Here is a 26,307-nt window from a genome sequence, read left to right as displayed (position 1 = left end):
GGCCCGCGTTCAGGGACGCCATGCCTCGATCGGGTTGCCGAGCCAGCGGGTGTCGTCCGGGACGGACTCCGCCGCCATGACGAGCGACGCGGGCCCCAGGGTCGTACGGGCCCCGACCGTGCTGCCGGGCAGCACGATCCCGCCAGGGCCCAGCGTGGCGCCCTCACGGAGGACCACAGTATCCGTCCGCAAGATCCGGTCGTGGAAGAGGTGTGTCTGCAGCACACAGCCACGATTGACGGTCGCCGCGTCCTGAAGGGTCACCAGGTCCGTCTCCGGCAGCCAGTAGCTCTCCACCCACACGCCCCTGCCGATGCGCGCGCCGAGCCCGCGCAGCCACGCCGTCAGCACCGGCGTCCCCGGCACGGCCCCGGCCAGCCACGGCACCGCCAGCACCTCGACGAACGTGTCCGCCAGCTCGTTCCGCCACACGAACGAACTCCACAGCGGATGCTCCCCGGCCCGGTGCCGCCCCACGAGCAGCCACTTCGCGAGGACCGAGACGACCGCCGCGGTCACACCCGCCCCCAGCAGCACCGCACCCGACAGCGCCCAGGCCCACGGCCCCAGCGCGCACAGCACCGCCACCGTCCCCGCGGCCAGCGCCGCCGAACACAGCACCGGCACGATCCGGCACAGCTCCACCAGACCGCGCGCCCACAGCAGCCGCGCGGGCGGCTCGTACGTGCGGCTCTGATCCCCGCCGGCCGCACTGCGCGGCAGCTTCACCGGCGGCAGCCCCAGATACGAGGTGCCCTTCTTCGCCTTCTTCGGCGTCGCCGACAGCACGCCGACCAGACCGCCGTCCGGCACGCTCCGGCCCGGCCCGGTCATCCCGGAGTTCCCGAGGAAGGCCCGCCGCCCGATCTCCGCGCGCCCGATCCGCATCCAGCCGCCGCCCAGCTCGTACGGCGCCGTCAGCGTGTCGTCCGCCAGGAACGCCCCGTCGCCGACCGTGGTCAGGCTCGGCAGCGCGAGCACCGTCGACACCTCGGCCCGCCGCCCGATCCGCATCCCCAGCAGCCGCAGCCACACCGGCGTGACCAGCCCCGCGTACAGCGGGAACAGCGTCTCCCGGGACCGGTCCATCAGCTGCGTCACGGTCCACGCCTGCCAGCCGACCCGGCTGTGCGTCGGATGCGTGCCCTCGCGCAGCCGCAGACTGAGCACGCGTACGGCGACCAGGATCAGCAGCGCGTACGCCAGCCCGTAGGCGAGCGTGGCCGGCACCAGCCCGAGCGCGGCCCCGCGCAGCGCCTGGGGCAGCGAGCCCCCGGGTGCCACGAAGAGACGGGCGACCAGCAGCGCGGCCACCCCCGCCACCAGCGGCAGCGAACTCAGCGCCAGGCCGGTGACGCCGTACATCACCCGCCAGTACGTGCCCCGCCGCGGCCGCTCCTTCGGCCAGGTGCGTTTGGCCTTGCCGAGCTTGACCGCGGGCGCGCCCGCCCAGCGCTGGCCGGTCGGGATCTGCCCGCCGACCGCCGAGCCGGGAGCCACCTCGGCCCGCTTGCCGACGCGGGCGCCCGGGAAGAGCATGCTGCGGGTGCCGACGGTGGCGTGCGCGCCGACCTTGACCGGCCCGATCTCCAGCCGGTCGCCGTCCAGCCAGTGTCCGGACAGGTCGACCTCGGACTCCACGGCCGCGCCCCGGCCCAGCTTGAGCATGCCGGTGACCGGCGGCAGCGAGTGCAGGTCCACCTCGGGCCCGACCTTCGCACCCAGCGCACGGGCATACCGCTCCAGCCAGGACCCGGTCAGCGAGGTGGCCCCGCTGAACTCGGCCAGCCGCTCGGCCGCCCACAGCCGCAGATGCACGCCTCCACCACGCGGGTACCGGCCGGGTGCCACGCCCCGCAGCAGCAGCCGCGCCCCGCCCGCCGCGAGCGCGATCCGGCCGGGCGGCGTGAAAAGCAGCAGCGCACCGGCCGCGAGCAGCCACCAGGGGGCGGTCGGCAGCCAGGAGTAGCCGGGCAACAGGTTCCCGGCGGCGGCCAGGACCACCGTCCAGCGCAGCCCGAGCACGGTGAACAGCGGAAGCAGCAGCAGGAGCTGCACGGCCTGGGCGCGGACCGGGACCGGCGCGATGGTGCGGGCCCCGCCGTCGTCCTGTGCCGAGGCCTCCAGCCGCCGGGCCAGCTTGCGCAGGACGGGCTGCTGGTAGATGTCGAGGACGGCGGCGCTCGGGTAGCGGGTGCGCAGCCGGGTGGTGAGCTGGGCGGCGGCCAGCGAGCCGCCGCCGATCGCGAAGAAGTCGTCCTGGGCGCTGGTCACCGGGATGCCCAGGACCTCCGCCCACTGCTCGGCGAGCCAGGCCTCGGTGCCGTACAGCTCGGCCTTGGGCGCTTCGACGCCCTCCAGGGGCCACGGCAGGGCGTTGCGGTCCACCTTGCCGGACGTCCGGGTCGGCAGCTCGGCGACGGGCGCGAGCAGCGGCACCAGCGCGGCGGGCAGCCCGGCGCGCAGCTCCTCGACGGCGGCGGCACGGTCCCAGCCCTCCTGGGTGACCACGTAACCGACGAGGAGCTGATTGCCGCCGCGGGCGGTGCGCACGGCGGCCGCGGCCCCGGCGACCCCGGGCAGGGCCTGCAGCGCGGCATCCACCTCACCGAGCTCGATCCGCCGCCCGCCCAGCTTGATCTGCTCGTCGGCCCGGCCCAGGAAGATCAGCCCCTCGGGCTCGGCCCTGACCAGGTCACCACTGCGATAGGCCCGCTCCCAGCCCAGCGAGTGCAGCGGCGCGTACTTCTCGGCGTCCTTCTCGGGATCGAGGTAGCGCGCGAGCCCGACCCCGCCGATCACGAGCTGCCCGCTCGCCCCCATGGGTACCGGCTCACCGGCCTCGTCGACGACGGCGAGCTCCCACCCGTCGAGCGGCAGCCCGATCCTGATGGGCTCCGCACCGGTCAGCAGTGCCGCACAGGCCACGACGGTCGCCTCGGTCGGGCCGTAGGTGTTCCACACCTCGCGCCCCTCGGTGACCAGCCGCTGCGCCAGCTCGGGCGGGCAGGCCTCGCCGCCGAAGATCAGCAGGCGTACGTCGTTGAGCGTCTCCGGCTCCCACAGCGCGGCCAGCGTGGGCACGGTCGAGACGACGGTGATCTCCTGCTCGACCAGCCACGGCCCGAGATCGGCACCGCTCCTGACCTGCGACCGGGGCACCGGCACCAGACAGGCGCCGTACCGCCAGGCCAGCCACATCTCCTCACAGGAGGCGTCGAAGGCGACGGAGAGTCCGGCCATCACCCGGTCGCCGGGCCCGATCGGCTCCTCCGTGAGGAACAGGGCCGCCTCGGCGTCCACGAAGGCGGCGGCGCTGCGATGGGTGACGGCGACGCCCTTGGGCTTCCCGGTGGACCCGGAGGTGAAGATGATCCAGGCGTCCTGCTCGGCGCCGGGCCGCGCGGCGGAGGAGCGGGAGGTGCTCTGGAGGGCGCCGGACGTGCCCGCGACGGTGCCGGAGGCGCCCTGGACGGTGATGGTGTGCCCGGCCCCGACGACGGCCCGTACCTCAGCCTCCCCGAACACCAACTCCGCCCGCTCGTCCGGGTCCTCGGCGTCGACCGGGACATAGGCGGCACCGGCGGCGAGCACGGCGAGGACCGCGACGTAGAGCTCGTTGGTCCCCGAGGGGACCCGCACACCGACCCGGTCCCCGAGCCCGACGCCCGCACCGGCGAGCCGCCGCCGCAGCCGCTCCACCTCGCCGGCCAGCGCACGGTAGGTCAGACACGTCGTGCCGTCGTCCAGTGCCGGCTCGTCCGGATGGGACCGCACGGTCGCGTCGAAGACGTCGACCAGCGTGCGCGGCGACGCCGCGGGGCGCGCGGAGAAGCGGGCCCGGTCGCCGAACTGCGTGCGGATCTCTTCGTCGAGCAGGCCGAGAGCGCTGCTCTCGTCTATGGCTGCCATCGGGTCCTCACGTCGGGTCCGGCTGGGTGACAAGCCGGAAATATTAGTACGACGTTATGCTCCGGCCCTGTGCCGAGCCGCTCGAAAGGCCCGTTCGGGTGAGTACGCAGACCCGGCCCCGGCCCGCTGACCTGCCGATCTCCGCGCCGGACGAGAGATGGCCCACACACACCGTCAAGGGGCGGTCACTCCGGGGCAGTTGGCGCTCCCGCGAGCTCCTGGGAAACCGGAAAAGCAGAGGGCCCCTGCTGAGCAGGGGCCCTCACTGGTGTCCGAGGGGGGACTTGAACCCCCACGCCCGATAAAGGGCACTAGCACCTCAAGCTAGCGCGTCTGCCATTCCGCCACCCGGACAAGGTGTCTGTCGTGCTCGGGGATCCCTTTCGGCGGGGTTTCCCTCGCGGCGACGAAGGAAACATTACCAGGCTTTCGGGGGTGGCTGATCACCCCCCGGCCCCCGGAGCGCGTCGTGCGTGAACGGCGTGTGACGGGCCGGGACCGGTCTTGGGCGGCGGGCGGGGGAGAGGGAGGATGAGGAGGACCACCAGCAGCGACAGCGCGGGAGGAAGCACGTGAGCGAGACGGACACGGCCAGGAGCGTCACCGGCGAGGACGAGGTCGTGGACCTCTGCCGCGAGCTGATCCGGTTCGACACCAGCAACTACGGCGACCACTCGGGCCCCGGCGAGCGCAAGGCGGCCGAGTGGGTCGCGGAGAAGCTCGCCGAGGTCGGTCTCGAACCGAAGGTCTTCGAGTCGCACCCGGGGCGCGCCTCGACGGTGGCCCGCGTCGAGGGGGAGGACCCGTCCCGGCCCGCGCTGCTGATCCACGGCCACCTGGACGTCGTACCGGCCAACGCCGCGGACTGGACCCACGACCCGTTCTCCGGCGAGGTCGCCGACGGGTGCGTGTGGGGGCGCGGGGCCGTCGACATGAAGGACATGGACGCCATGACTCTCGCGGTCGTGCGCGACCGGCTCAGGAGCGGGCGGCGGCCCCCGCGCGACATCGTGCTCGCCTTCCTCGCCGACGAGGAGGCGGGCGGCACGTACGGCGCCCGCCACCTGGTCGACCGCCACCCCGGGCTGTTCGAGGGCGTCACGGAGGCGATCAGCGAGGTCGGAGGCTTCTCGTTCACCGTGAACGAGCAGCGCCGGCTCTACCTGATCCAGACGGCCGAGAAGGGCATGCACTGGATGAAGCTGACCGTGGCCGGCACCGCCGGGCACGGCTCGATGATCCACCGCGACAACGCCATCACCGAGCTGTCCGAGGCCGTGGCCCGGGTCGGCCGGCACCGGTTCCCGGTGCGGGTCACCAAGACCACCCGGGCGTTCCTCGACGAGCTGGGCGACGCGCTCGGCACCGAACTGGACCCGGAGGACATGGAGTCCACCCTGCTCCGGCTCGGCGGCATCGCCAAGTTCATCGGCGCCACCCTCAGCAACACCGCCAACCCCACCCAGCTCAACGCCGGTTACAAGGTCAACGTCATCCCGGGCGAGGCCACCGCGCACATCGACGGCCGCTTCCTGCCCGGCTACGAGGAGGAGTTCCTCGGCGACCTCGACCGGCTGCTCGGACCGCACGTCCGCCGCGAGGACGTGCACACCGACAAGGCGGTCGAGACCACCTTCGACGGGGCGCTGGTGGAGGCCATGCAGTCCGCGCTGCTCGCCGAGGACCCCACGGCCAAGGCGATCCCCTACATGCTCTCCGGCGGCACCGACGCCAAGTCCTTCGACGATCTCGGCATCCGCGGCTTCGGCTTCGCCCCGCTGAAGCTGCCGCCGGAGCTGGACTTCGCCGGCATGTTCCACGGCGTGGACGAGCGGGTGCCGGTGGACGGGCTGCGGTTCGGCGTTCGGGTCCTCGACCGGTTCATCGACGCATCGTGAGGTTCTGGGCCGAGACGGCCCAGATATTCGGGCGCTCGTACGAGATCGACTGGAACGGGTGAATGCGACGATCGGTTCGTAGCTTCATTAGTTCCTCCTCGTTACAGGTGATGTGACTCCGCACCTTGGGGTCGCTTTGCCAACAAGGAGGAATAATGATCAAGAAGGTCGTCGCTGCTGCGGCTGCCACCGGTGGGCTGGTTCTCGCGGGCGCGGGCCTCGCCGTCGCCGACTCGGGTGCTCAGGGTGCCGCCGTGCACTCCCCGGGTGTCGTCTCCGGCAACGTCGTGCAGGTGCCCGTGCACGTCCCGGTGAACGTCTGCGGCAACACGGTCAACGTGATCGGGCTCCTGAACCCCGCCTTCGGCAACAAGTGCTTCAACGACTGACGACGACCTCCTGAGGGGGGCGTCATTTTCGAGCCGCCGGCCCCGGAGCGCGTGCCATGCGTTCCGGGGCCGACCGGCCTCTTGCGTGGCGGCACGGTCCGCGAGGACCGGGCGCGCCACGCCACCGCGAGGCACGCACAGCAGGATCGAAGGCAGGGGAACAACGGAAATGCGACAGGGCACCCGTAAGGGCCTGATGACCATGGCGGCGGCCACGGGTGTGATCGCCGCCGCAAGCGGCTACGCCCACGCCGACGCGGGCGCGTTCGGCACCGCCGCCGGCTCGCCCGGCGTACTGTCCGGCAACACGGTGCAGGCGCCGGTGCATGTGCCGGTGAACGTGTGCGGCAACACCGTGAACGTCGTCGGGCTGCTCAACCCGGCGGTGGGCAACAGCTGCGCCAACCACGGCGGCACGTCCGGGGGCCACGGCGGCTCCGGCGGCTCGCACGCGGGCGGCCACACCGCCGGCTCACCCGGCGTCGGCTCCGGCAACACCGTCCAGGCGCCGATCGACGTTCCGGTGAACGTCTGCGGCAACAGCGTGAACGTCATCGGGGTCGGCAACGCCACCGCGGGCAACGACTGCGCCAACGGAGGCGGCGGTCACTCCAGCCAGCCGCCGGGCGGCGGCCACGGCAACCCGCCCGGGCAGCCGGGACACCCCGGCCATCCGGGACACCCTGGCCATCCTGGACACCCGGGGCACCCCGGCCATCCGGGACACCCCGGCCACCCGGGGCACCCCGGGCAGCCGGGTCATCCGGGCGGCCCGACCACCCCGCCCGGCCAGGGCGGTCACACGCCCCAGGGACACCACGGGTCCACCCAGGTCGAGCAGCACGGCGGCCGCTCCGCCCAGCCTCTGACCAACGCCCAGCTCGCGCACACCGGCAGCGAGCTGCCGCTGGACCTCGTGCTGCCGGTCGGAGCGGGCGCGCTGCTCGCGGGCGCGGTGCTCTACCGCAAGGCCCGGGCCACCTCGTAGCCGGCAGCCCCGGGTACGGGATGCGGTGAACGGAGCGGGCCCCGCCATGACAGACGGGGCCCGCTCCGGTTCAGCTCGCCGACCTCACCACGTGGCACGCACCTGGCGGATGATCCGCCGGCGCAGGCGCACCCTTCGGCTGCCGTCGCGCAGCAGGCTCAGTCGGTCCAACTCCCAGTGTCCGTACTCGGCATGGTCCGTCAGCAGGCGTGTGGCCTCCTTGCGGGACACCCCGCGAGGCACGTACACGTCGACAAATTCGTATTCCGGCATCGCATCTATTGTGCGGGCTGGGGCCCGGTACGGATAGCGTCTGCACTATGTCTGATGCTGCGCAGCCCACCGCTGCCGAGGTACGCGCCGCCGCCGAGGCGGTCAAGACCGCGCTCGACCGTCATCTGGCCGCGGTCGAACGCAGGTCGGGTGAGGACGACCCGGCGGTCTTGGAGGCGTTCAACCAGCTGGCCGCGGCCGCCGAGGTGTACGACGAGCTGCTCTACGACCGCTACGACGAGGTCACGCCCTTCGAGATCCCCGGTGCGGAGGAGCTGCCGCCGTACGCGGGTCCCGAGGAACCGAACGCGATCAGCGTGCTGATCCGCCGCGACTACGCCGTGGTGGAACCCCAGCGACTGCTGGCGCAGGCCCAGCGGGTCGAGGCGGCGGAGTACGAGGCCGCGGGCGGCCTGGCCGAGGACGCCGCCGGCACGGTTCCGGGCGCGCTGGGCATCCTCTTCGGCGAGTTCGAACCGGACGAGATCGCTTCCCGGCACAAGGAGTTCGGCCTGGAGGAGGGCGACTCCACGCTCTGGGTCACCGCCGCGGACGAGGCGCCCGAGGCGGGGGAGTGGCTGGAGGCGCCCTTCGAGCACTTCGATCCGCAAGGGGTGGTGTGCCGCTTCGACGTCAGCGCCGTCTTCGACGACGAGGACGAGTCCGACGAAGAGGACGATCTCGGGTTCGAAGAAGACGAGGACGAGGACGCGGACGACGACCAGGCCGAGGACGAGGACCTGGAGCCGCTGGACGCCGAGAAGTGAGCGGGGCCGGCGGTGCCGGGGCGGCCTGAGGCCGCTTCGGCACCGCCGGATTCCGCCGTCGAGGCTGGTCGGCGTCGCGGCGGAAGGAGATTCACACCCGCAGCAGCGTCTGCAGGCGCGTCGTGCGGGGCTTCGCCGGCGTCTCCGCCACCGCCTTCGGCAGGGCCTGTTCCACACCGTGGACCACCGACAGATGCCGCTCCGCCCGGCCGAAGGCCGTGTACACCCAGGGTCTGCTGAGCGCCTGCGCGGCGTCGCCGGGCAGCACGACGACCGCCGCCGGCCAGCGCGCGCCCACCGCCTGGTGTGCGGTCAGCGCCCACCCGTGCCGTACGGCGCCCTCCACCCGCTCGCGCGGTACGACCACCGCCGTGCCCGCGCACGACAGGTGCAGCCCGTCCGCGTCGGCCTTCACCACCGTGCCCGGCACCGTACGGCCCGGGGCGGGGGAGTAGGCGATCCGGTCGCCGGGGTCGAAGCCGCCGAAGCGGCCCGGGCCGGGGTTGAGGCGCTCCTTCAGCGCGGAGTTGAGGGCGCGGGTGCCCGCGGCGCCGCCGTGCCCGGGGGTGATCACCACGGTCTGGTCGGCCGGGACACCGAGCGCCCGCGGCACCGAGTCGGCGACCAGCTGGACGGTCCGGTGCACGGCCTCGCCCGCGTCCCGCACCGGGACGATGACGATCTCCTTGCCCGGGGCGGCGACCTGGTTCAGCTCGCCGACGCCGATGCCGGAGACCAGCTCGCCGATCGGGCCCAGGTCGGGGATGCGGGAGGCGAGCTGCGGGCAGACGCGGGCGGCGAGCAGATCGGCGAAGACCCGCCCCGGTCCGGCCGACCACAGCACCGCCGGGTCGCCGCTGAGCACCAGCCGGGCCCCGTCGGACAGCGACTCCACCAGCATGGCGGCGCTCTCCACGTCGAGCTGCGGCGCGTCCAGCACGACCAGCAGATCGAGTTCCAGCGCGCCGTCCGTGTCCCGGCCCGGTCCCTCGGCGCCGGACAGCAGACCGGCGGTCGTGCCCACGCTGTGCTCCGCCGGGTCCGTGCCCAGCAGGGCGGCGAGGCGGTGGCGTCCGTCGGGGGTGTGGCAGACGGCGAAGGCCCGCAGGCCCGCGGTGCGGGCGGCACCGAGCAGCGCGGCCGGTTCGGCGCGGGCCGCCTCCCCGCCGGTGTGCAGCACCAGGCCGTGCCCGGCGACCGCGCGGACCAGCTCGGCCGCGCCGCCGGAGGCGGCGTCGACCGCCGCCTGCCAGGCCTGCTCGGTCTCCTTGGGCAGCGAGTTGACCAGCCGGGCCAGGCCGTCGGCGAGGCTCTCCTCGGCCAGTGCGTACCGCTCCAGGCCGACGAGGACCCGCACCGGCCGCTCCTCCTCGTCCGCGCCCTCTTCCGCCTCCTGCGCCGCGCCGGCTCCCGGTTCCTCCAGGGCGTCCTGGAACGCCAGGGCCTCGCCCTCCGCGAGCGTGCTCTGCACCGCCGCGTCCGGGTCCGGGACGCCCTGCTTGCCCAGCGCCGCGGTGAGCGTGGGCAGTTCCAGCGCGGTGTGCCCGGCCAGGGCCGCCTGCTCCAGCAGCCAGACGGTGAGCGCACGAGCCCGCCGCTCGTCGCCCGGGCCGCAGGCGGCGCCGAGCAGGGCGCGGGCGAAGCCGTCGGCCTGGTCGGGCCGTACGCCGCTGATCCGCAGCAGCTGCCAGGGGTCCTCGCGCAGCGCCGCATCGGCGCCCTCGCCCAGTGCCGCGGCCACCTGGGGAGCCAGGGCCTCGGGCGCACCGCCTTCGGCCAGCACCCGGCGTACGTCCTCCACCGTCTCCGGTGCCGGGGCGGCGGCCGGGGCCGGCGCGGGCTGCGGTCGGGGTACGGGTTCCGGGGCCGGGCGGCGCGGCGCGCGTGCGGGCTCGGCGAAGACCGTGGCCGCCGGCTTTTCGCCGCTCTCCATCGCCCGCACCGCCGCGAGCAGGTCGGCCGCCTTGCCGCTCAGCTTGGCGCCGCTCTCGATCGGCCCCTGCTTCTCGGCCTTACGCCGCGCGATCCGCTCCCGCTCGAGCCGCTGCGCAGCCAACTCGGCCTCGGCCTCGGACAACTGGGCAGGGCCGGCGCCCTCGCTTCCGGCCCCGGGCTTGGACGGCTGGAGGGAGTCGGCGCCTTCGCCCTCGGCCTCGGACCGCCGGGTGGAGTCTGCCTCTGCGCCCTCGCCGCCGCCCGAGCCCGCCGCCTCTTCGGCGCCCTCGGTGCCGTCCGCGATCGCTGCCCCCTCGGCGCCCGCCTCCTCGCCGCCGCCCGCGCCGTCCCCGCTCCGGCCTCCGCCCCCGACCGCGCTCGCCCCCGCGCCGCTCCGGCCCTCGGTGCCGCTCGCCGCAAGGCCGTTCGCACGGCTCGCCCCGGACGCGGCCGCCCCACCCGGGCCCTCGGGTGTGTCCGGTGTCCCCGGCCCGGCCTTCTCCGTGGTCTCCGGCTCCGTGCTCACAGCGTGCTCCAGTCGTGATCGGGATAGCGGTGCACGGGCGCCGACACATCGTCCAGCGCCCGGCAGATCTCGTCAGGAAGACTAAGGGCCTCCACTGACAATGCCGCCGTGAGCTGCTGCGCGGTGCGCGCGCCGACGATCGGCGCGGCCACGCCGGGCCGGTCCCGGACCCAGGCGAGGGCCACCTGGAGCGGGGTCACGGCGAGTCCGTCGGCGGCCGTCGTCACCGCGTCCACGATCCGGGTCGCCGTGTCGTCCAGGTAGGGCTCGACGAACGGCGCCAGGTGCTCGGAGGCGCCGCGCGAGTCCGGGGGAGTGGTGTGCCGGTACTTGGCGGTGAGCACGCCCCGGCCGAGCGGGGAGGAGGGCAGCAGCCCGACCCCGAGATCCAGCGCGGCGGGCAGCACTTCCCGTTCCACGCCCCGCTGCAGCAGTGAGTACTCCATCTGCGTGCTGGCCAGTCGCGTGCGCATGCCCGGCGCCGCGAGCTGCCAGGTCGCGGCCTTGGCGAGCTGCCAGCCGCAGAAGTTGGAGACGCCTGCGTACCGGGCGCGGCCGCTGCTGACCGCTATGTCCAGGGCCTGGAGGGTCTCCTCCAGTGGGGTCCCGGGGTCGAAGGCGTGGATGTGCCACACGTCGACGTAGTCCGTGCCCAGGCGGGCCAGGGAGGCGTCGAGGGCGGCGAGCAGATGGCCGCGGGAGCCGTCGAAACGGCGGTCGGGGTCGGGGACGCTGCCGGCCTTGGTGGAGAGCACCAGGTCCCGGCGCGGCACCAGGCCGTCCATCAGCTGACCGAGCAGGTACTCCGCCTCGCCGTTGCCGTACACGTCCGCGGTGTCGACCAGGGTGCCGCCGGCTTCCCAGAACGCCTTCAGCATGTCCGCGGCGTCGTGCTCGTCGGTGTCCCGGCCCCAGGTGAGGGTGCCGAGTCCGATCCGGGACACACGCAGGCCGGTACGGCCGAGATGCCTCTGCTCCATGCGGGCGAGATTACTGGCCAGAACCGGTGCGGTGGGTTGCCTGTGGATAACCTGGCCGGGCCGCGGACCCGTCTTTTCCAGGTGCCCGGCGCCTGCCCCCGCCTCCGTCCCCGCGCTAAGGTCGCCCCACCAGAACGTTACTCATGGGTAAGGGGATCGGCGATGCAACTCGGGATCAACCTCGGCTACTGGGGTGCCGGAATGGACGGGGACAATCTGGCCGTGGCCCAGGAGGCCGACCGGCTGGGCTTCTCCGTGTGCTGGGCCGCCGAGGCCTACGGCTCCGACGCGGCGACGGTGCTGTCCTGGGTCGCCGCCCAGACCGAGCGCATCGACGTCGGCTCGGCCATCTTCCAGATCCCGGCCCGCCAGCCCGCGATGACCGCGATGACGGCCGCGACGCTCGACTCGCTGTCCGGCGGCCGCTTCCGGCTCGGGCTCGGCGTGTCCGGCCCGCAGGTCTCCGAGGGCTGGTACGGCGTCAAGTTCGACAAGCCGCTCGCCCGCACCCGCGAGTACGTCGAGATCGTACGCAGGGCCATGACCCGGGAGCGGCTGACGTACGAGGGCGAGCACTGGACGCTGCCGCTGCCCGGCGGCCCGGGCAAGCCGATCAAGCTGACCGTGCACCCGCAGCGCGAGCACATCCCGCTGTACATCGCCGCGATCGGCCCGAAGAACCTCGAGCAGACCGGTGAGATCGCCGACGGCGCCCTGCTGATCTTCCCCGCCGCCGACCACCTCGAGGACACCACCCTCAAGTACCTGCGCGCCGGCCGGGAGAAGGCGGGCAGGACCCTCGACGGCTTCGACGTGTGCCCGACCCTGCCCATCGCCGTCGGCGACGACAAGGACGTGGCCCGGCTCGCCGACACCTTCCGGCCGTACACCGCGCTGTACGTCGGCGGCATGGGCAGCGCCAAGCAGAACTTCTACAACCAGCTCGCCCAGCGCATGGGATACGAGAAGGAGGCCGCCGAGATCCAGCAGAAGTACCTGTCCGGCGACAAGCAGGGCGCCGCGGCCGCGGTCCCGCACGATCTCATCGACAAGACGACTCTGCTGGGCTCCGTCGACCGCATCGCCGACCGGATGAAGGCCTACGCCGCCGCCGGTGTCACCACCCTCAGCCTGTCGCCGGCCGGCTTCACCCTGGACGAGCGGCTCGCCTCCCTGCGGGCCGGCCGCGAGGCCCTGGAGCGCGCGGGACTGGCCTAGGAGACTTCAGCGGCCGTGGTGGGGGCTCGGGGGTCTTCCCCGCCACGGCCGTCACCGGAAACAACGCGCCGGGAGCCGCGCGGTTACGACCGTGGCGTCATCCTTTTGGCCGAGCGGACACGCACAGCTGTTGCACGCCCCAGACTGTCCGCATTTGACTCGTTCTATGCTTTCGGCCAAGAGTGTGTTCCAGGAGATCCTCGACAACGACGAGGCGTTCCGGCTCTTCTGCTCCGTCGCCGCCGGCGGGGAGTCCCAGGGTGGCTGGGAGAACCGGCGGATCGCCGCGCTGGTCCCGCCCGGCGAACGCGCCCTGGCCCCGAAGATCGCCCGGCACGGCGCCGACGAGGACAAACACGGACGCATCTTCCACGCCCTGATGAGGAAACGCGGGCTCGCCCCCGTCGCCGTACCGCCCGAGACCGACTACACGATGCTGCTGGAGCGGCAGGGCATCGGCCTCGCCCACGACAGGCTCCGGCGGGACGAGCCGCTCACCGAGCGGGACATCATCGTCTACCTCGCCCACAGCCGCGTCACCGAACAGCGCGCCGCCGAGCAGATGCAGCTGCTGCTCAGGCTGTTCGCCGCCCATCCCGAGGTGGGCAGGGCCATACGCATGATCTCCGACGACGAGGACAACCACCTCGCCTACACCCACGAGGAACTGCTGCGGTTCGCCGCCGCCGGGCATGGCCGGCTGATCCAGCGCACCCTGCGCGCGTGCGCCCTCGCCGAGATCCGCGTCCACCGGGACGTCAGCCTCGCCGTGATGGCCCGCATGGGCCGCATCCTGGGCTGGTCCAGGGCCAGGTACGCCCTCCTCGCGGCCGGCATCCACGCGGTGTACGCCTACGAGCGCCTCGCCGGCTGGCGCCGCATGGTCACCCTCACCGTCCCCGAGCGCCGCGACCCCCTCGGGGGCCCCGCCACCCCCGCCCACGAGTTCGCCTGAGCCGCGGACGCACGCAGCCCTGAGGCCTCACAGCCAGCCACGATGCTTGAACAAGCGGTACAGCAGCACCTCCAGGGCGGCCATCGCCAGGATTACCGCCGGATACGACCACAGCCAGTGCAGCTCCGGCATGTGGTCGAAGTTCATGCCGTAGATCCCCGCGATCATCGTGGGGACCGCGGCCATCGCCGCCCACGCCGAGATCTTCCGCATGTCGTCGTTCTGCCGCACGCTCATCTGCGCCAGATGCGCCGACAGGATGTCCGACACCAGCCGGTCGAGAGCCTCCACCGACTCGTTCACGCGCAACAGGTGGTCGCCCACGTCCCGGAAGAACGGGCGCGCCTTGTCGTTCACGAACGGTACCGAGGCACCCAGCGGTCCGGTGCCGGCCAGCCGGGTCAGGGGCAGCGCCAGCGGGCCGGTGGCCCGGCGGAACTCCAGGACCTGCCGTTTGAAGCCGTAGATCCGGGACGCGGTGCCCCGCGAGCCGCCGCCCTCCGGCCGGAACACCTCCGCCTCGAGTTCCTCCAGGTCGTTGCCCAGCTCCGTCGCCACCTCCAGATAGTGGTCGACGACAGCGTCGGAGATCGCGTACAGCACGGCGGTCGGGCCCTTGTCGAGCATCTCCGGCTCCTCCTCCAGCCGGCGCCTCACGGCGGCCAGCGGCGAGCCCTCGCCGTGGCGCACGGTGACCACGAAACCGTCGCCGACGAAGACCATGATCTCGCCCGCCGAGACGGCATCGCTCTCCGTCTCGTACACGACCGGTTTCAGCACCATGAACAGCGAGTCGTCGTACACCTCCAGCTTGGGCCGCTGATGCGCGTTCAGCGCGTCCTCGACCGCCAGCGGATGCAGCCCGAACTCCTGGGTGACCAGGTCGAACTCCCGCTCGGACGGCTCGTACAGGCCGATCCACACGAACCCGCCCTCGGCCCGCGCCTCGGAGAGCGCGTCGGACAGGTCCTCCGGCCCCTCGGTGCGGAGCCCGTGCCGGTAGATGGCGCAGTCCACGATCACGGTGCGCATTCTCCCTTCGCCCGGTCGGCGGCGCATGTGCTGATACGCCTACCCTGGGCCGCATGCCCACGCTGATCCTCGTCAGGCACGGACGCTCCACCGCCAACACCTCCGGTCTGCTCGCCGGCTGGACGCCCGGCGTCACCCTGGACGAGCGCGGCGCCGCCCAGGCCGCCGCGCTGCCCGGCCGGCTCGCCGCACTGCCCATCTCCGAGATCGTCACCAGCCCCCTGGAGCGCTGCCAGGAGACCGTACGGCCGCTGCTCGAGGCCCGCCCCGGCCTGCGCGCCCACACCGACGAGCGGATCGGGGAGTGCCACTACGGCGACTGGTCCGGCCGCAAGCTCGCCGAGCTCAAGGACGAGCCGCTGATGGAGGTGGTCCAGGCCCACCCGTCGGCCGCCGCCTTCCCCGGCGGTGAGTCCATGCGCGCCATGCAGACCCGCGCCGCCGAGGCCGTACGCGAGTGGAACGCGCGCGTGGAGCGCGATCACGGCGCCGACGCCGTCTACCTCATGTGCTCCCACGGTGACATCATCAAATCCCTGGTCGCCGACGCCCTCGGACTCCACCTCGACCTGTTCCAGCGGATCTCCGTGGAACCGTGTTCCGTCACCGCGATCCGCTACACCCGGCTGCGGCCGTTCCTCGTTCGCCTCGGCGACACCGGGGATTTCGCCTCGCTCGTCCCGCGCGACGAACCTGGTGAGGGCGACGCACCGGTCGGAGGTGGTGCGGGCGCACCGTGATCGTCGGCCGCAGTAGGGTGAAGCGATCCAACAGTCGCGCATCCGTGGGCGGCCCGCACCGCTGAAACCTACGAACCACTCTCCGCACTCACTCTCAATGGAGACAGGACGTGTCCCGTCAGGTGTTCCTCTACGACCCGCCGGACCGCTTCGTGGCCGGCACGGTCGGGCTGCCCGGACGCCGTACGTTCTTCCTCCAGGCCACCGCAGGCTCCCGGGTGACCAGCGTGGCTCTGGAGAAGACCCAGGTGGCCGCGCTCGCCGAGCGCATGGACGAACTGCTCGACGAGGTCGTACGGCGCAGTGGCGGCAGCGCCGCCGTCCCCGCCATGGCGCCCACCGAGATCGCCGACACCGCCCCGCTCCAGACCCCCATCGAGGAGGAGTTCCGCGTCGGCACCATGGCGCTGGCCTGGGACGGCGAGGAACAGCGCATGATCGTCGAGGCGCAGGCCCTGGTGGAACTGGACGCCGACACCGAGGAGGACCTCGCCGAGGCCGAGGAGCGGCTGCTCCAGGACGAGGAGAACGGGCCCCCGATGCTGCGGGTCCGGCTGACCGGCGCGCAGGCCCGGGCCTTCGCCAAGCGCGCCCTCGACGTCGTCAACGCCGGGCGGCCGCCGTGCCCGCTGTGCAGCCTCCCGCTCGATCCGGAAGGACACGTATGTCCGCGCCAGAACGGATACCGCCGCGGAGCGTGACGCCCACCGGCACCGGCACCGGGACCGGCTCGGCCGCCGCCGAGCTGCTCGCGCGAGGTGAGCTGACCGTACGCGGACGGATCCGCGAGGCGTCCAACGCCGCGCTGTTCTGCACCATCGCCCTCGACGGCCAGGAAGCCTCCTGCATCTACAAGCCGGTGGCCGGGGAGCGCCCCCTGTGGGACTTCCCCGACGGCACCCTGGCAGGCCGCGAGGTGGCCGCCTACGAGGTCTCCGAGGCCACCGGCTGGGGGCTCGTCCCGCCGACCGTGCTGCGCGACGGGCCGTACGGCGAGGGCATGTGCCAGCTGTGGATCGACGTCCAGGCCGAGGCGGAGCTGCTCGCCCTGGTCGACGCCGGGGAACCGGAGCCGGGCTGGAAGGCGATCGGCCTGGCCGACGTCGGCGAGGGCCGCACCGCGCTCCTCGTGCACGCCGACGACGAGCGGCTGCGCCGCCTCGCCGTCCTCGACGCCGTGATCAACAACGCCGACCGCAAGGGCGGCCATCTGCTGCCCACCACCGACGGCCGGCTCTACGGCATCGACCACGGCGTCACCTTCAACGTCGACAACAAGCTGCGCACGCTGCTGTGGGGCTGGGCCGGGGAGCCGCTGACCTCCGAGGCCGTCGACGCCCTCCGGACACTGCGCGGGGCCCTGGGCGGGCCGCTGGGCGAACGGCTGACCGCCCTGCTCACACCGGCCGAGATCGACGCCACACGCGCGCGTGTCGAGGACCTGCTCACCACGGGAGTGCACCCGGAACCCAACGGCGAGTGGCCCGCCATCCCCTGGCCGCCGGTGTGAGCAGGCTCAGCACATCGCGCGCCGATCCACAAGAGCGCACAACCGGCCATCCGACGAGATCCCGTTCGTATACGCAGCTCGTGGCCGGTTAGGCTCATGTACATGCATGCCTGGCCCGCTTCCGAGGTCCCCGCCCTGCCTGGTCAGGGCCGCGACCTGAGGATCCACGACACCGCGACCGGCGGCCTCGTCACCCTCGACCCCGGTCCCGTCGCCCGTATCTACGTCTGCGGCATCACCCCGTACGACGCCACCCACATGGGGCACGCGGCGACCTACAACGCGTTCGACCTCGTGCAGCGCGTGTGGCTCGACACCAAGCGGCAGGTCCACTACGTCCAGAACGTCACCGACGTCGACGATCCGCTGCTGGAGCGCGCGGAGCGGGACGGCGTCGACTGGGTCGCCCTCGCCGAGAAGGAGACGGCCCTCTTCCGCGAGGACATGACCGCCCTGCGGATGCTCCCGCCGCGGCACTACATAGGTGCCGTGGAGGCGATACCCGGCATCGTCCCGCTCGTGGAGCGGCTGCGCGACCTCGGCGCGGCCTACGAGCTGGAGGGCGACATCTACTTCTCCGTCGAGTCCGACCCGCACTTCGGGCAGGTCTCGAACCTCGACGCGGCCGCCATGCGGCTGCTGTCCGCCGAGCGCGGTGGCGACCCGGACCGTCCGGGCAAGAAGAACCCCGTCGACCCGATGCTGTGGATGGCGGCCCGCGAGGGCGAGCCCAGCTGGGACGGCGGCTCCCTCGGCCGGGGCCGGCCCGGCTGGCACATCGAGTGCGTGGCCATCGCCCTCGACCACCTCGGCATGGGCTTCGACGTCCAGGGCGGCGGCTCCGACCTCGCCTTCCCGCACCACGAGATGGGCGCCTCGCACGCCCAGGTGCTCACCGGCGAGTTCCCCATGGCCAAGGCCTACGTCCACGCCGGCATGGTCGCCCTGCACGGTCAGAAGATGTCCAAGTCCAAGGGCAACCTCGTCTTCGTCTCGAAGCTGCGCCGAGACGGCGTCGACCCCGCCGCCATCCGCCTGGCCCTCCTCTCCCACCACTACCGTGCGGACTGGGAGTGGACCGACCAGGTCCTCCAGGACGCCGTCGCCCGCCTCGGCCGCTGGCGCGCGGCCGTCTCCCGTCCCGACGGCCCGTCCGCCGACGCACTCGTCGAGGAGATCCGCGAGGCCCTGTCCAACGACCTGGACGCCCCCGCCGCCCTCGCGGCGGTGGACCGCTGGGCGGCCAGGCAGGAGCAGGAGGGCGGCACCGACACGGGCGCCCCGGGCGTCGTCACGCGCGCGGTGGACGCGCTGCTGGGGGTAGCGCTGTAGTTCCCGCAGCTCCGGTGGATGCACAAGGGGCGGTTCCCTCCTCGGGAACCGCCCCTTGTGGTGTCCTCACTCCTCCGAGCTGTCCTCGTCGTCACCCTCGGCCGCATCCGGCCTGGGCGGTTTCGGCGGCCGGTTCCTTCCGCCGGGGTTGTCCCTGCGGAAGGAACCACCGTCCCCGCCGTCGGCCGTGGCGTGTCCGCCCGGCGGGCTGACATCCCGGCGCCGCAGATACCGCTCGAACTCGCGGGCGATCGCCTCGCCCGAGGCCTCCGGCAGCTCCGCGGTGTCCCGGGCCTCCTCCAGCGTCTGGACGTACTCGGCGACCTCGCTGTCCTCGGCGGCCAGCTGGTCCACGCCCACCTGCCAGGCACGTGCGTCCTCCGGCAGCTCGCCCTGCGGGATGCGCAGGTCCAGCAGGTCCTCCAGCCGGTTGAGCAGCGCCAGCGTGGCCTTCGGGTTCGGCGGCTGGGAGACGTAGTGCGGTACGGCCGCCCACAGCGACACCGCCGGGACGCCGGCGTGGGTGCACGCCTCCTGCAGGACGCCGACGATGCCCGTCGGGCCCTCGTACTTGGTCTCCTCCAGGTCCATCCGCTCGGCCAGGTCCGGGTCGGACGTCACCCCGCTGACCGGCACGGGACGCGTGTGCGGAGTGTCACCGAGCAGGGCGCCCAGGATGACCACCAGCTCCACGCCCAGCTCGTGCGCGAAGCCGAGCAGCTCGTTGCAGAACGAGCGCCAGCGCATGGACGGTTCGATGCCGCGCACCAGCACCAGGTCACGCGGCTTCTCGCCGCCGACCCGCACCACCGACAACCTGGTCGTCGGCCAGGTGATCTTGCGCACACCGGCGTCCATGAACACCGTGGGCCGGTTCACCTGGAAGTCGTAGTAGTCCTCGGCGTCCAGCGCCGCGAACACCTCGCCCTTCCACTCGCGTTCCAGATGAGCGACCGCCGTGGAGGCGGCGTCGCCGGCATCGTTCCAGCCCTCGAACGCGGCCACCATGACTGGGTCGATCAGCTCGGGAACCCCCTCCAGCTCGATCACCCAGTGCCTCCTTCCGACGAGCCCTCGCTTGACTCACCAACCTTACGGCGTCCGGCGGGGGCGCCCGCAGCCCCCTTGCGCGGGCCAGTGACCGGATCACTGCCCCGTTCGCCACCGTCGAACACCCCTCGTCAACCCGGAGCCCGACCGGATCCGTCCAGGTGCCGGCCCTCTCTCACAGGGTGCTGCGCAGCCACTGTTCCACGCTCGCGATGTGCACGGTCGCCCAGGAGCGGGCCGCCTCCGCGTCCCGGTCGCGCAGCGCGGCCAGGATCGCCCGGTGCTCGCGCAGGGTGCGGCCGACCGCGTCCTCCTGGGTGAGACCCCGCCAGATCCGGGCCCGCGTGGTCGGCCCCGACAGGCCGTCCAGCAGCGAGCACAGCACCGAGTTGCCGGCGCCGCGCACGATGCCGCGATGGAACTCCAGGTCGGCGGCGACCAGCTCCTCCACCGAGGGTTCGTCACCGAGGGCCTCCAACTGGGCAGACAGTGCGTCCAGTTGCTGTTCGCCGATCCGGAAGGCCGCCATCGCGGTCGCGGCCGGCTCCAGGATGCGGCGCACCGCGAGGAACTCCAGGACGGTGTCGTCGCGGTGGAAGTCCACGACGAAGCTCAGCGCCTCCAGCAGCAGTTGCGGATCGAGGCTGGTGACGTACGTGCCGTCGCCCTGCCGCACGTCCAGGATCCGGATCAGCGACAGCGCCCGTACGGCCTCCCGCAGCGAGTTCCGCGACAGCCCCAGCTCGGCGGCCAGCTCGCTCTCCTTGGGCAACCGGTCCCCGGGCCGCAGCGCACCGGAGACGATCATGCCCTTGATCTTCTCGATCGCCTCGTCGGTGACTGCCATGACCGGCCTCCCTGGTCGCCAGACATCGGATGTCTCAGCGGCCATTATGCGGGCGGGGCGTCGAACCACTCCCTGCTGTCCGCCCAGTGCCGCACCCAGCCGGCGAAGCCGGGCTCGGCGGTGGTGTGGCCGAACTCCGCCCCGAAGGGCACCGCTCCCTCACCGGTGATCTGCCATATGTGACCCCGGTGCGGGCCGGTGACGATCAGGTGCCAGTCCATGCCGCAGCCGTCGGTCCCCAGCCGCAGGGAACCGTCGTGCGCGACCCGCTCGATCACGGCCTCGGGGTCCTCGTACGGGCCGTCGTCCTCCTCCCACAGCCACGCCCGGGTGAGCGGGAACGGCTCGTCGAGCCGCTGGTGCTCGGCGCCCCCGCGCAGCCCCGCCATCCCGTACTCCGGCGGCCCCTGGCAGGACCCGTCGGTCGCCTCGGCCACGAACGTCCGGTACGGCTCGGGCAGCACCACGTGGTGCTCCGCCTCGAAGGCGTGCACCGCCGCCCAGCCGAGGGCGGACTCGCCGCCGTCGTCCACCGCGAAGGCCTCCCGCAGAGCCGCCAGTTCGGCGGGATCCGCCTGATCGTTGTTCATGCCCCGATGGAAGCACCCGGCACTGACAACGCCCCGGTAGACGAGAGGGGCGGCCCCATCGGCGTGGGGCCGCCCCTCTCGGTTGTCCGGACCCGGTGCGGAGGTCCGGCGCTGCGGCGGCGGCCGGTCCCGGTCAGGGAGGCGGACCGGCCGTCACCGGGGCCTACTTCTTGTCGAGCAGGTCCCGCACCTTCGCGCGGACCTCGTCCGTGTCCAGGCCCCGGATGGTCAGCGTGGTGCGGCGGCGCAGCACGTCGTCCGGCGTCTCGGCCCACTCGTGGTCACGGGCCCAGACGACCTGTGCCCAGATCTCCGGCGCGTCGGGGTGGACGCGCTCGGCCAGCTCCGGGTCGTCGTTCGCCAGGCGGGCGATGTCGAAGGCCAGCGAGCCGTAGTGGGTGGCCAGGTGCCTGGCGGTGTCGGCGGCCATGCGCGGTCCGGGAGCCGGCCGGTCCACCAGCAGGCGGTGGGCGACGGCGCGCGGGTTGGCGACACCGGGCAGCGGCAGCTTCTTCGGCAGGGAGGAGATGGGCTCGAAGTCGTCGCCCAGCGGGTGGCCCGGCAGCGCCTCCAGCTTCTGCATCACCGTACGGCCGATGTGCCGGAACGTGGTCCACTTGCCGCCCGCGACGGACAGCATGCCGCCCTTGCCCTCGGTCACCACCGTCTCGCGCTTGGCCTTGGCGGTGTCCCCGGGGCCGCCCGGCAGCACCCGCAGACCGGCGAAGGCGTAGGTGATCAGGTCGCGCCGCAGCTGCTGGTCGCGGACCGAGAACGCGGCCTCGTCCAGGATCTGCGCTATGTCCTTGTCGTTGACGGACACGTCCGCCGGGTCGCCCTCGTACTCCTCGTCGGTGGTACCGAGCAGCAGCATGTCCTCCCACGGGAGGGCGAAGGTGATGCGGTACTTGTCGATCGGGGTGGCGAGCGCGGCCTTCCAGGGGGAGGTGCGCTTCAGGACCAGGTGCGCGCCCTTGGACAGACGGATGGACGGTGCCGCGTTCGGGTCCTCCATCCGGCGCAGGTGGTCGACCCAGGGGCCGGTCGCGTTCAGCACCAGACGGGCGCTGACCCCGAACTCCTCGCCGGAGAGGCGGTCCTTGAGCTCGGCACCGGTGACCCGGCCCTGGGTGAAGCGCAGGCCGGTGACCTCGGCGTGGTTGAGGACGACCGCGCCCGCCTCGACGGCCGCGCGGACCGTCATCAGCGCCATGCGCGCGTCGTTCATCTGGTCGTCGCCGTACACGGCCACGGCCTTGAGGTTCTCGGTGCGCAGCTCGGGCACGTCCTGCGCCGCCTTGGCGGGGGAGAGCAGGTGGCCCACGCCGTCACCGAACGCGGAGAGCGCGGAGTAGGCGAAGACGCCCGCGCCGAGCTTCGCCGCGCCGTGCGGCCCCCCCTTGTACACGGGGAGGTAGAAGGTGAGCGGGTTCGCCAGGTGGGGGGCCACCTGCCGGGAGACCGCACGGCGCTCGAAGTGGTTCTCCGCCACCAGCTTCACCGCGCCGGTCTGCAGATAGCGCAGACCGCCGTGGAGCAGCTTGGAGGAGGCGGAGGAGGTGGCACCGGCGAAGTCGCCGGCGTCGACCAGAGCCACCCTCAGGCCGGACTGCGCGGCGTGCCAGGCGGTGGAGATGCCCAGGATGCCGCCGCCGATCACCAGAAGGTCGTACGACGCCTTGGAGAGCTGCTCCCTGGTCTCGGCCCGGCTCGGGTTGGAGCCGGAGGCCGGGTGCGTCCCCAGGGCAGGCACGGAACTCAGGGTGGACTGACTGGTCATGTCGGGTACTTACTCCTCGTCAGAGATGTCTGAGCTGTGTCGGGCCGCTCAGCTCTCGTCCTCGATCCAGCCCATGGTCCGGTCGACGGCCTTGAGCCAGTTCTTGTACTCACGGTCGCGGGTGTCCGCGTCCATCTGGGGGGTCCACTCGGCGGCCCGGCGCCAGTTGGCGCGCAGTTCGTCCGTGCTGGACCAGAAGCCGACGGCCAGGCCGGCGGCGTAGGCGGCGCCGAGGCAGGTGGTCTCGGCGACCATCGGGCGCACCACCGGTGCGTCCAGAACGTCGGCGAGGGTCTGCATCAGCAGGTTGTTGGAGGTCATGCCGCCGTCCACCTTCAGGGCCACCAGCTCGTCGCCGGAGTCCTTGACCATGGCGTCGGCGATCTCGCGGGTCTGCCAGGCGGTCGCCTCCAGGACCGCGCGGGCGAGGTGCGCCTTGGTGACGTACCGGGTCAGGCCGGCGATCACACCGCGGGCGTCGGAGCGCCAGTGCGGGGCGAACAGGCCGGAGAAGGCCGGTACGAAGTAGGCGCCGCCGTTGTCCTCGACCGAGAGCGCGAGCGTCTCGATCTCGGCCGCGGTGGAGATCAGCCCCATCTGGTCGCGCATCCACTGCACCAGCGAGCCGGTGACAGCGATGGAGCCCTCGAGGGCGTAGACCGTCGGCTGGTCGCCGATCTTGTAACCGACGGTGGTCAGCAGACCGGCGTAGGAGTTGATGATCTTGTCACCGGTGTTCATCACCATGAAGGTGCCGGTGCCGTAGGTGGACTTGGTCTCGCCCTCGGAGAAGCAGGTCTGGCCGAACAGGGCCGCCTGCTGGTCGCCGAGCGCGGAGGCGACCGGGATGCCGCCGAGCAGGTCGCCCAGCTTGCCGCCGGTGACCTCGCCGTAGACCTCGGCGGAGGAGCGGATCTCCGGCAGGATCTGCAGCGGCACACCGATGGACTCGGCGATCTTCTCGTCCCACTGCGTGGTGTGCAGGTTCATCAGCATGGTGCGGGAGGCGTTGGTGACGTCGGTGACGTGCTTGCCGCCGTTGACACCGCCGGTCAGGTTCCAGATGACCCAGGTGTCCATGGTGCCGAAGAGGATGTCACCGGCCTCGGCGCGCTCCTTCAGGCCGTCGACGTTGTCGAGCAGCCAGCGGGCCTTGGGGCCGGAGAAGTACGAGGCCAGCGGCAGGCCGGTCTCGCGGCGGAAGCGGTCCTGGCCGACGTTGCGGCCGAGCTCCTTGCACAGGGCGTCGGTGCGGGTGTCCTGCCAGACGAGGGCGTTGTGGACGGGCTCACCGGTGTTCTTGTCCCACAGCACGGTGGTCTCGCGCTGGTTGGTGATGCCGATGGCCTTGATGTCGTCACGGGTGATGCCGGCCTTGGCGATGGCCCCGGCGACGACCTCCTGGACGTTGGTCCAGATCTCGTTGGCGTTGTGCTCGACCCAGCCCGGCTTGGGGAAGATCTGCTCGTGCTCCTTCTGGTCGACGGAGACGATACGGCCGTCCCGGTCGAAGACGATGCAACGGCTGGAGGTCGTGCCCTGGTCGATCGCGGCGATGAACGGGCCTGCGGTGTGGGCGTCGGTCACTGTGTGCTCCTGAAAAGATCCGTGGTAGGGGGTCTGTCCGTACGGCGCGTGCTTCGAGGCGTTGTCTAAGCGAAGGCGACGTTGTAAATGCCCGCGGCGATGGCGCCGCCGATCAGCGGACCGACGACCGGGACCCAGGCGTAGGCCCAGTCGGAACCGCCCTTGTTGGGCAGGGGCAGCAGGGCGTGCACGATGCGCGGACCCAGGTCACGGGCCGGGTTGATCGCGTAGCCCGTCGGGCCGCCGAGGGACAGACCGATCGACACCACCACGAACGCGGTGATCAGACCGCCGAGGGTGCCGAGGCCGTTGCCCTTGTCGTTCAGGCCCTGCGTGAGGACCGCGAGGATCAGCACGACCGTGCCGATGATCTCCGTGGCGAGGTTCTGCACCGCGTTGCGGATCTCCGGACCGGTGGAGAAGATGCCGAGGACCGGGCCGGCGCCCTTCTCCTGGGCCTCGACCGCCTTGGCCGCGGTGGCCTGTGCGCCCGGACCGCCGACGATCTCCTTGTCGGTCAGGTGGGCGTGGAACTGGCCGTAGTAGGCGACCCACACCAGGGTCGCGCCGATCATCGCGCCGAGCAGCTGTCCGGCGAGGTAGACCGGGACGTTGCTCCAGTCGCTGTTCTTGATGGCCAGTGCCACCGTGACGGCCGGGTTGAGGTGGGCACCGGAGAGCGGTCCGGAGATGTACACGGCCGTCAGGACGGCGAAGCCCCACCCGAAGGTGATGGCGAGCCAACCGGCGTTACGGGCCTTGGAGGCCTTCAGCGTGACGGCCGCGCAGACGCCGCCGCCGAGCAGGATGAGTATGGCGGTACCGATGGTCTCGCCGATGAAGATGTCGGAGCTGGACACCCGCGACTCCTTTGTCCTTCGTCCAGGGGTAGCCGAACCCCGGGTCCCGCCGGGGTTCTGGCGCCCTCAGGGGGTGAGAGCGATGCCGGCCCTTGGCGTTGTCACACTCTAGCGCGTATTGCCGGTAGGTGTTCGACAATGCCGACCGATGGACGGGAGTCTTGCTTCGGTGTTACGGATGCGTCAAGGGTTCTGTTATCGAAAACAGGATCGTTATTGATCGCTGCCGGTTGTCACTCTTCGCACGCTGACGTGGCTATTGGCCCGATATGTCGATTTCAGGGTAGGGCGAGAACCGGAACGCCGCCCGGCGTTCCGGTCGTTGCCCGGGGTGTCCCCAGGCGTGCCTCACAAGGAGCGCTCAGCGCTCAGAACCGTCCCGCGCCCAGGTCCCTGGACACCGCGCGGGCGCAGTCGCGCACCGCCGCGATCAGCTCGGGAAGCAGCCGACCGTCCCGGCACAGCCGTTCCACGGCCCCGGTGATGCCGACCGCGCCCACGGGCATACGGCGCCGGTCGTGGATGGGTGCGGCGACCGACGCCACGCCCTCCCAGGTCTCCTCGACGTCGGCCGCGTACCCACGGGCGCGTGTCATGTCGAGAAGGTGTTCGAAGTCCTCCATGTCGCACACCGTGCGGTCCGTGAAGGGCTTCCGGTCGGCCTCCAGCGCCTCGCTGTGCGCCACCGGGTCGTAGGCCGACAACACCTTGCCGAGCGCCGTGGAGTGCAGCGGCTGCATGGCGCCGATCTCCAGCACCTGCCGGCTGTCGTCCGGCCGGAAGACGTGGTGCACGATCAGCACGCCCTGCTGGTGCAGGACCCCCAGGTACACGCTCTCCCCGCTGGAACGGGCCAGGTCGTCGGTCCACACCAGGGCGCGGGCCCGCAACTCGTGCACGTCCAGATAGGTGGTGCCCAGGCGCAGCAGCTCCGCGCCCAGCTGGTAGCGCCCGGAGGTGTCGTCCTGCTCCACGAAGCCCTCCTGCTGGAGGGTGCGCAGAATGCCGTGGGCCGTGCCCTTGGCGAGGCCGAGAGACGAGGCGATGTCCGACAGGCCGAGCCGTCGCTCGCCGCCCGCGAGCAGCCGCAGCATCGCGGCCGCCCGTTCGAGCGACTGGATGTTCCGTGCCATCGCCG

Annotated in this window: 22 protein-coding genes and 1 tRNA gene; 10 read left to right on the top strand and 13 right to left on the bottom strand. The window is 72.3% G+C overall.

The annotated features are described in order from the left end of the window. Positions 1 to 9: 9 nt before the first annotated feature. Complete coding sequence (locus ACWDEN_RS10760) at positions 10 to 3,912, bottom strand: Pls/PosA family non-ribosomal peptide synthetase (protein ID WP_450858384.1); 3,903 nt, start codon at positions 3,910 to 3,912, stop codon at positions 10 to 12. Positions 3,913 to 4,178: 266 nt separating this feature from the next. Further along, positions 4,179 to 4,266 (bottom strand) — tRNA-Leu (locus ACWDEN_RS10755). A gap of 218 nt (positions 4,267 to 4,484) precedes the next feature. On the opposite strand from ACWDEN_RS10755, the gene ACWDEN_RS10750 reads away from it, so the two are divergent. From ACWDEN_RS10750 to ACWDEN_RS10740, 3 genes are all read left to right on the top strand, one after another. After that, entirely contained in the window at positions 4,485 to 5,810 is a 1,326-nt protein-coding gene (locus ACWDEN_RS10750; RefSeq protein ID WP_351603437.1) for a M20/M25/M40 family metallo-hydrolase, read from the top strand. 155 nt (positions 5,811 to 5,965) lie between these two features. After that, the gene (gene chpH, locus ACWDEN_RS10745) at positions 5,966 to 6,199 is read left to right on the top strand and encodes a chaplin ChpH (protein WP_351603438.1); all 234 of its coding nucleotides are present in this window, start codon (positions 5,966 to 5,968) and stop codon (positions 6,197 to 6,199) included. Positions 6,200 to 6,368: 169 nt separating this feature from the next. Further along, the gene (locus tag ACWDEN_RS10740; RefSeq protein ID WP_351603440.1) at positions 6,369 to 7,187 is read left to right on the top strand and encodes a chaplin; all 819 of its coding nucleotides are present in this window, start codon (positions 6,369 to 6,371) and stop codon (positions 7,185 to 7,187) included. 84 nt (positions 7,188 to 7,271) lie between these two features. Here ACWDEN_RS10740 and ACWDEN_RS10735 read toward each other — a convergent pair whose 3' ends face one another. Beyond that, entirely contained in the window at positions 7,272 to 7,460 is a 189-nt protein-coding gene (locus tag ACWDEN_RS10735) for a DUF5703 family protein (RefSeq protein ID WP_014671721.1), read from the bottom strand. Positions 7,461 to 7,507: 47 nt separating this feature from the next. On the opposite strand from ACWDEN_RS10735, the gene ACWDEN_RS10730 reads away from it, so the two are divergent. Beyond that, positions 7,508 to 8,227, top strand: a complete 720-nt coding sequence (locus ACWDEN_RS10730) for a hypothetical protein (RefSeq protein WP_351603442.1) — start codon at positions 7,508 to 7,510, stop codon at positions 8,225 to 8,227. Positions 8,228 to 8,318: 91 nt separating this feature from the next. Here ACWDEN_RS10730 and ACWDEN_RS10725 read toward each other — a convergent pair whose 3' ends face one another. Together ACWDEN_RS10725 and ACWDEN_RS10720 are read right to left on the bottom strand one after the other, a co-directional pair. Next, on the bottom strand, positions 8,319 to 10,688 hold the full coding sequence (locus ACWDEN_RS10725; protein ID WP_351603444.1) for a helix-hairpin-helix domain-containing protein: 2,370 nt from the start codon (positions 10,686 to 10,688) through the stop codon (positions 8,319 to 8,321). Further along, complete coding sequence (locus ACWDEN_RS10720; protein ID WP_351603446.1) at positions 10,685 to 11,668, bottom strand: aldo/keto reductase; 984 nt, start codon at positions 11,666 to 11,668, stop codon at positions 10,685 to 10,687. Before ACWDEN_RS10720 ends, ACWDEN_RS10725 begins: the two co-directional genes overlap by 4 nt. Positions 11,669 to 11,830: 162 nt before the next feature. Between ACWDEN_RS10720 and ACWDEN_RS10715 the strand changes: the two genes are divergently transcribed. Both ACWDEN_RS10715 and ACWDEN_RS10710 read left to right on the top strand, forming a co-directional pair. Further along, a complete protein-coding gene (locus ACWDEN_RS10715) occupies positions 11,831 to 12,886 on the top strand; it encodes an LLM class F420-dependent oxidoreductase (RefSeq protein ID WP_351603448.1) in 1,056 nt (351 codons plus the stop codon). A gap of 166 nt (positions 12,887 to 13,052) precedes the next feature. Next, entirely contained in the window at positions 13,053 to 13,841 is a 789-nt protein-coding gene (locus tag ACWDEN_RS10710) for a ferritin-like domain-containing protein (protein ID WP_351603450.1), read from the top strand. 27 nt (positions 13,842 to 13,868) lie between these two features. Here ACWDEN_RS10710 and corA read toward each other — a convergent pair whose 3' ends face one another. Further along, complete coding sequence (corA, locus tag ACWDEN_RS10705) at positions 13,869 to 14,864, bottom strand: magnesium/cobalt transporter CorA (RefSeq protein WP_351603566.1); 996 nt, start codon at positions 14,862 to 14,864, stop codon at positions 13,869 to 13,871. Positions 14,865 to 14,926: 62 nt separating this feature from the next. Here corA and ACWDEN_RS10700 point away from each other — a divergent pair, with 62 nt between their 5' ends. From ACWDEN_RS10700 to mshC, 4 genes are all read left to right on the top strand, one after another. Further along, positions 14,927 to 15,613: a histidine phosphatase family protein gene (locus tag ACWDEN_RS10700; RefSeq protein ID WP_351603452.1), complete on the top strand. Its 687-nt coding sequence runs from the start codon at positions 14,927 to 14,929 to the stop codon at positions 15,611 to 15,613. Positions 15,614 to 15,723: 110 nt separating this feature from the next. Continuing rightward, positions 15,724 to 16,314 carry a DUF3090 domain-containing protein gene (locus ACWDEN_RS10695; RefSeq protein WP_351603454.1) on the top strand — a complete coding sequence of 197 codons (591 nt, stop codon included), beginning with the start codon at positions 15,724 to 15,726 and terminating at the stop codon, positions 16,312 to 16,314. After that, positions 16,278 to 17,123, top strand: coding sequence for an SCO1664 family protein (locus ACWDEN_RS10690; protein WP_351603456.1), 846 nt, complete (start codon positions 16,278 to 16,280; stop codon positions 17,121 to 17,123). The genes ACWDEN_RS10695 and ACWDEN_RS10690 overlap by 37 nt, the downstream gene beginning before the upstream one ends. Positions 17,124 to 17,225: 102 nt before the next feature. Then, positions 17,226 to 18,455, top strand: a complete 1,230-nt coding sequence (gene mshC / locus ACWDEN_RS10685) for a cysteine--1-D-myo-inosityl 2-amino-2-deoxy-alpha-D-glucopyranoside ligase (RefSeq protein WP_351603458.1) — start codon at positions 17,226 to 17,228, stop codon at positions 18,453 to 18,455. Positions 18,456 to 18,521: 66 nt separating this feature from the next. Here the strand turns inward: mshC and ACWDEN_RS10680 are convergent, their stop codons facing one another. From ACWDEN_RS10680 to ACWDEN_RS10650, 7 genes are all read right to left on the bottom strand, one after another. Continuing rightward, entirely contained in the window at positions 18,522 to 19,505 is a 984-nt protein-coding gene (locus ACWDEN_RS10680) for a PAC2 family protein (protein WP_351603460.1), read from the bottom strand. Positions 19,506 to 19,680: 175 nt separating this feature from the next. Beyond that, a complete protein-coding gene (locus tag ACWDEN_RS10675; protein WP_351603462.1) occupies positions 19,681 to 20,352 on the bottom strand; it encodes a FadR/GntR family transcriptional regulator in 672 nt (223 codons plus the stop codon). Between the two features lie 44 nt (positions 20,353 to 20,396). Beyond that, positions 20,397 to 20,942 (bottom strand): SMI1/KNR4 family protein, encoded by a 546-nt coding sequence (locus tag ACWDEN_RS10670; protein WP_351603464.1) that lies wholly within the window; start codon positions 20,940 to 20,942, stop codon positions 20,397 to 20,399. A 163-nt stretch (positions 20,943 to 21,105) separates the two neighbouring features. Next, a complete protein-coding gene (locus ACWDEN_RS10665) occupies positions 21,106 to 22,722 on the bottom strand; it encodes a glycerol-3-phosphate dehydrogenase/oxidase (protein WP_351603466.1) in 1,617 nt (538 codons plus the stop codon). Positions 22,723 to 22,770: 48 nt separating this feature from the next. Continuing rightward, positions 22,771 to 24,309: a glycerol kinase GlpK gene (gene glpK, locus ACWDEN_RS10660; protein ID WP_351603468.1), complete on the bottom strand. Its 1,539-nt coding sequence runs from the start codon at positions 24,307 to 24,309 to the stop codon at positions 22,771 to 22,773. Between the two features lie 65 nt (positions 24,310 to 24,374). Beyond that, positions 24,375 to 25,169: an MIP/aquaporin family protein gene (locus ACWDEN_RS10655; RefSeq protein ID WP_351603470.1), complete on the bottom strand. Its 795-nt coding sequence runs from the start codon at positions 25,167 to 25,169 to the stop codon at positions 24,375 to 24,377. A 368-nt stretch (positions 25,170 to 25,537) separates the two neighbouring features. Continuing rightward, a complete protein-coding gene (locus ACWDEN_RS10650) occupies positions 25,538 to 26,302 on the bottom strand; it encodes an IclR family transcriptional regulator (RefSeq protein WP_351603472.1) in 765 nt (254 codons plus the stop codon). Positions 26,303 to 26,307 lie beyond the last annotated feature (5 nt).

The sequence above is a fragment of the Streptomyces sp. NPDC001153 genome (assembly GCF_053598315.1).
This window is presented reverse-complemented; position numbering and strand designations above follow the sequence as displayed.

Excerpts from the sequence above, each read along its gene's own strand:
- ACWDEN_RS10760 (WP_450858384.1), bottom strand. The coding sequence starts at position 3,912 with ATGGCAGCCATAGACGAGAGCAGCGCTCTCGGCCTGCTCGACGAAGAG.
- chpH (WP_351603438.1), top strand. The coding sequence starts at position 5,966 with ATGATCAAGAAGGTCGTCGCTGCTGCGGCTGCCACCGGTGGGCTGGTT.
- ACWDEN_RS10740 (WP_351603440.1), top strand. The coding sequence starts at position 6,369 with ATGCGACAGGGCACCCGTAAGGGCCTGATGACCATGGCGGCGGCCACG.
- ACWDEN_RS10735 (WP_014671721.1), bottom strand. The coding sequence starts at position 7,460 with ATGCCGGAATACGAATTTGTCGACGTGTACGTGCCTCGCGGGGTGTCC.
- ACWDEN_RS10730 (WP_351603442.1), top strand. The coding sequence starts at position 7,508 with ATGTCTGATGCTGCGCAGCCCACCGCTGCCGAGGTACGCGCCGCCGCC.
- ACWDEN_RS10720 (WP_351603446.1), bottom strand. The coding sequence starts at position 11,668 with ATGGAGCAGAGGCATCTCGGCCGTACCGGCCTGCGTGTGTCCCGGATC.
- ACWDEN_RS10715 (WP_351603448.1), top strand. The coding sequence starts at position 11,831 with ATGCAACTCGGGATCAACCTCGGCTACTGGGGTGCCGGAATGGACGGG.
- ACWDEN_RS10710 (WP_351603450.1), top strand. The coding sequence starts at position 13,053 with ATGCTTTCGGCCAAGAGTGTGTTCCAGGAGATCCTCGACAACGACGAG.
- ACWDEN_RS10700 (WP_351603452.1), top strand. The coding sequence starts at position 14,927 with ATGCCCACGCTGATCCTCGTCAGGCACGGACGCTCCACCGCCAACACC.
- ACWDEN_RS10690 (WP_351603456.1), top strand. The coding sequence starts at position 16,278 with ATGTCCGCGCCAGAACGGATACCGCCGCGGAGCGTGACGCCCACCGGC.
- mshC (WP_351603458.1), top strand. The coding sequence starts at position 17,226 with ATGCATGCCTGGCCCGCTTCCGAGGTCCCCGCCCTGCCTGGTCAGGGC.
- ACWDEN_RS10675 (WP_351603462.1), bottom strand. The coding sequence starts at position 20,352 with ATGGCAGTCACCGACGAGGCGATCGAGAAGATCAAGGGCATGATCGTC.
- ACWDEN_RS10670 (WP_351603464.1), bottom strand. The coding sequence starts at position 20,942 with ATGAACAACGATCAGGCGGATCCCGCCGAACTGGCGGCTCTGCGGGAG.
- ACWDEN_RS10665 (WP_351603466.1), bottom strand. The coding sequence starts at position 22,722 with ATGACCAGTCAGTCCACCCTGAGTTCCGTGCCTGCCCTGGGGACGCAC.
- ACWDEN_RS10650 (WP_351603472.1), bottom strand. The coding sequence starts at position 26,302 with ATGGCACGGAACATCCAGTCGCTCGAACGGGCGGCCGCGATGCTGCGG.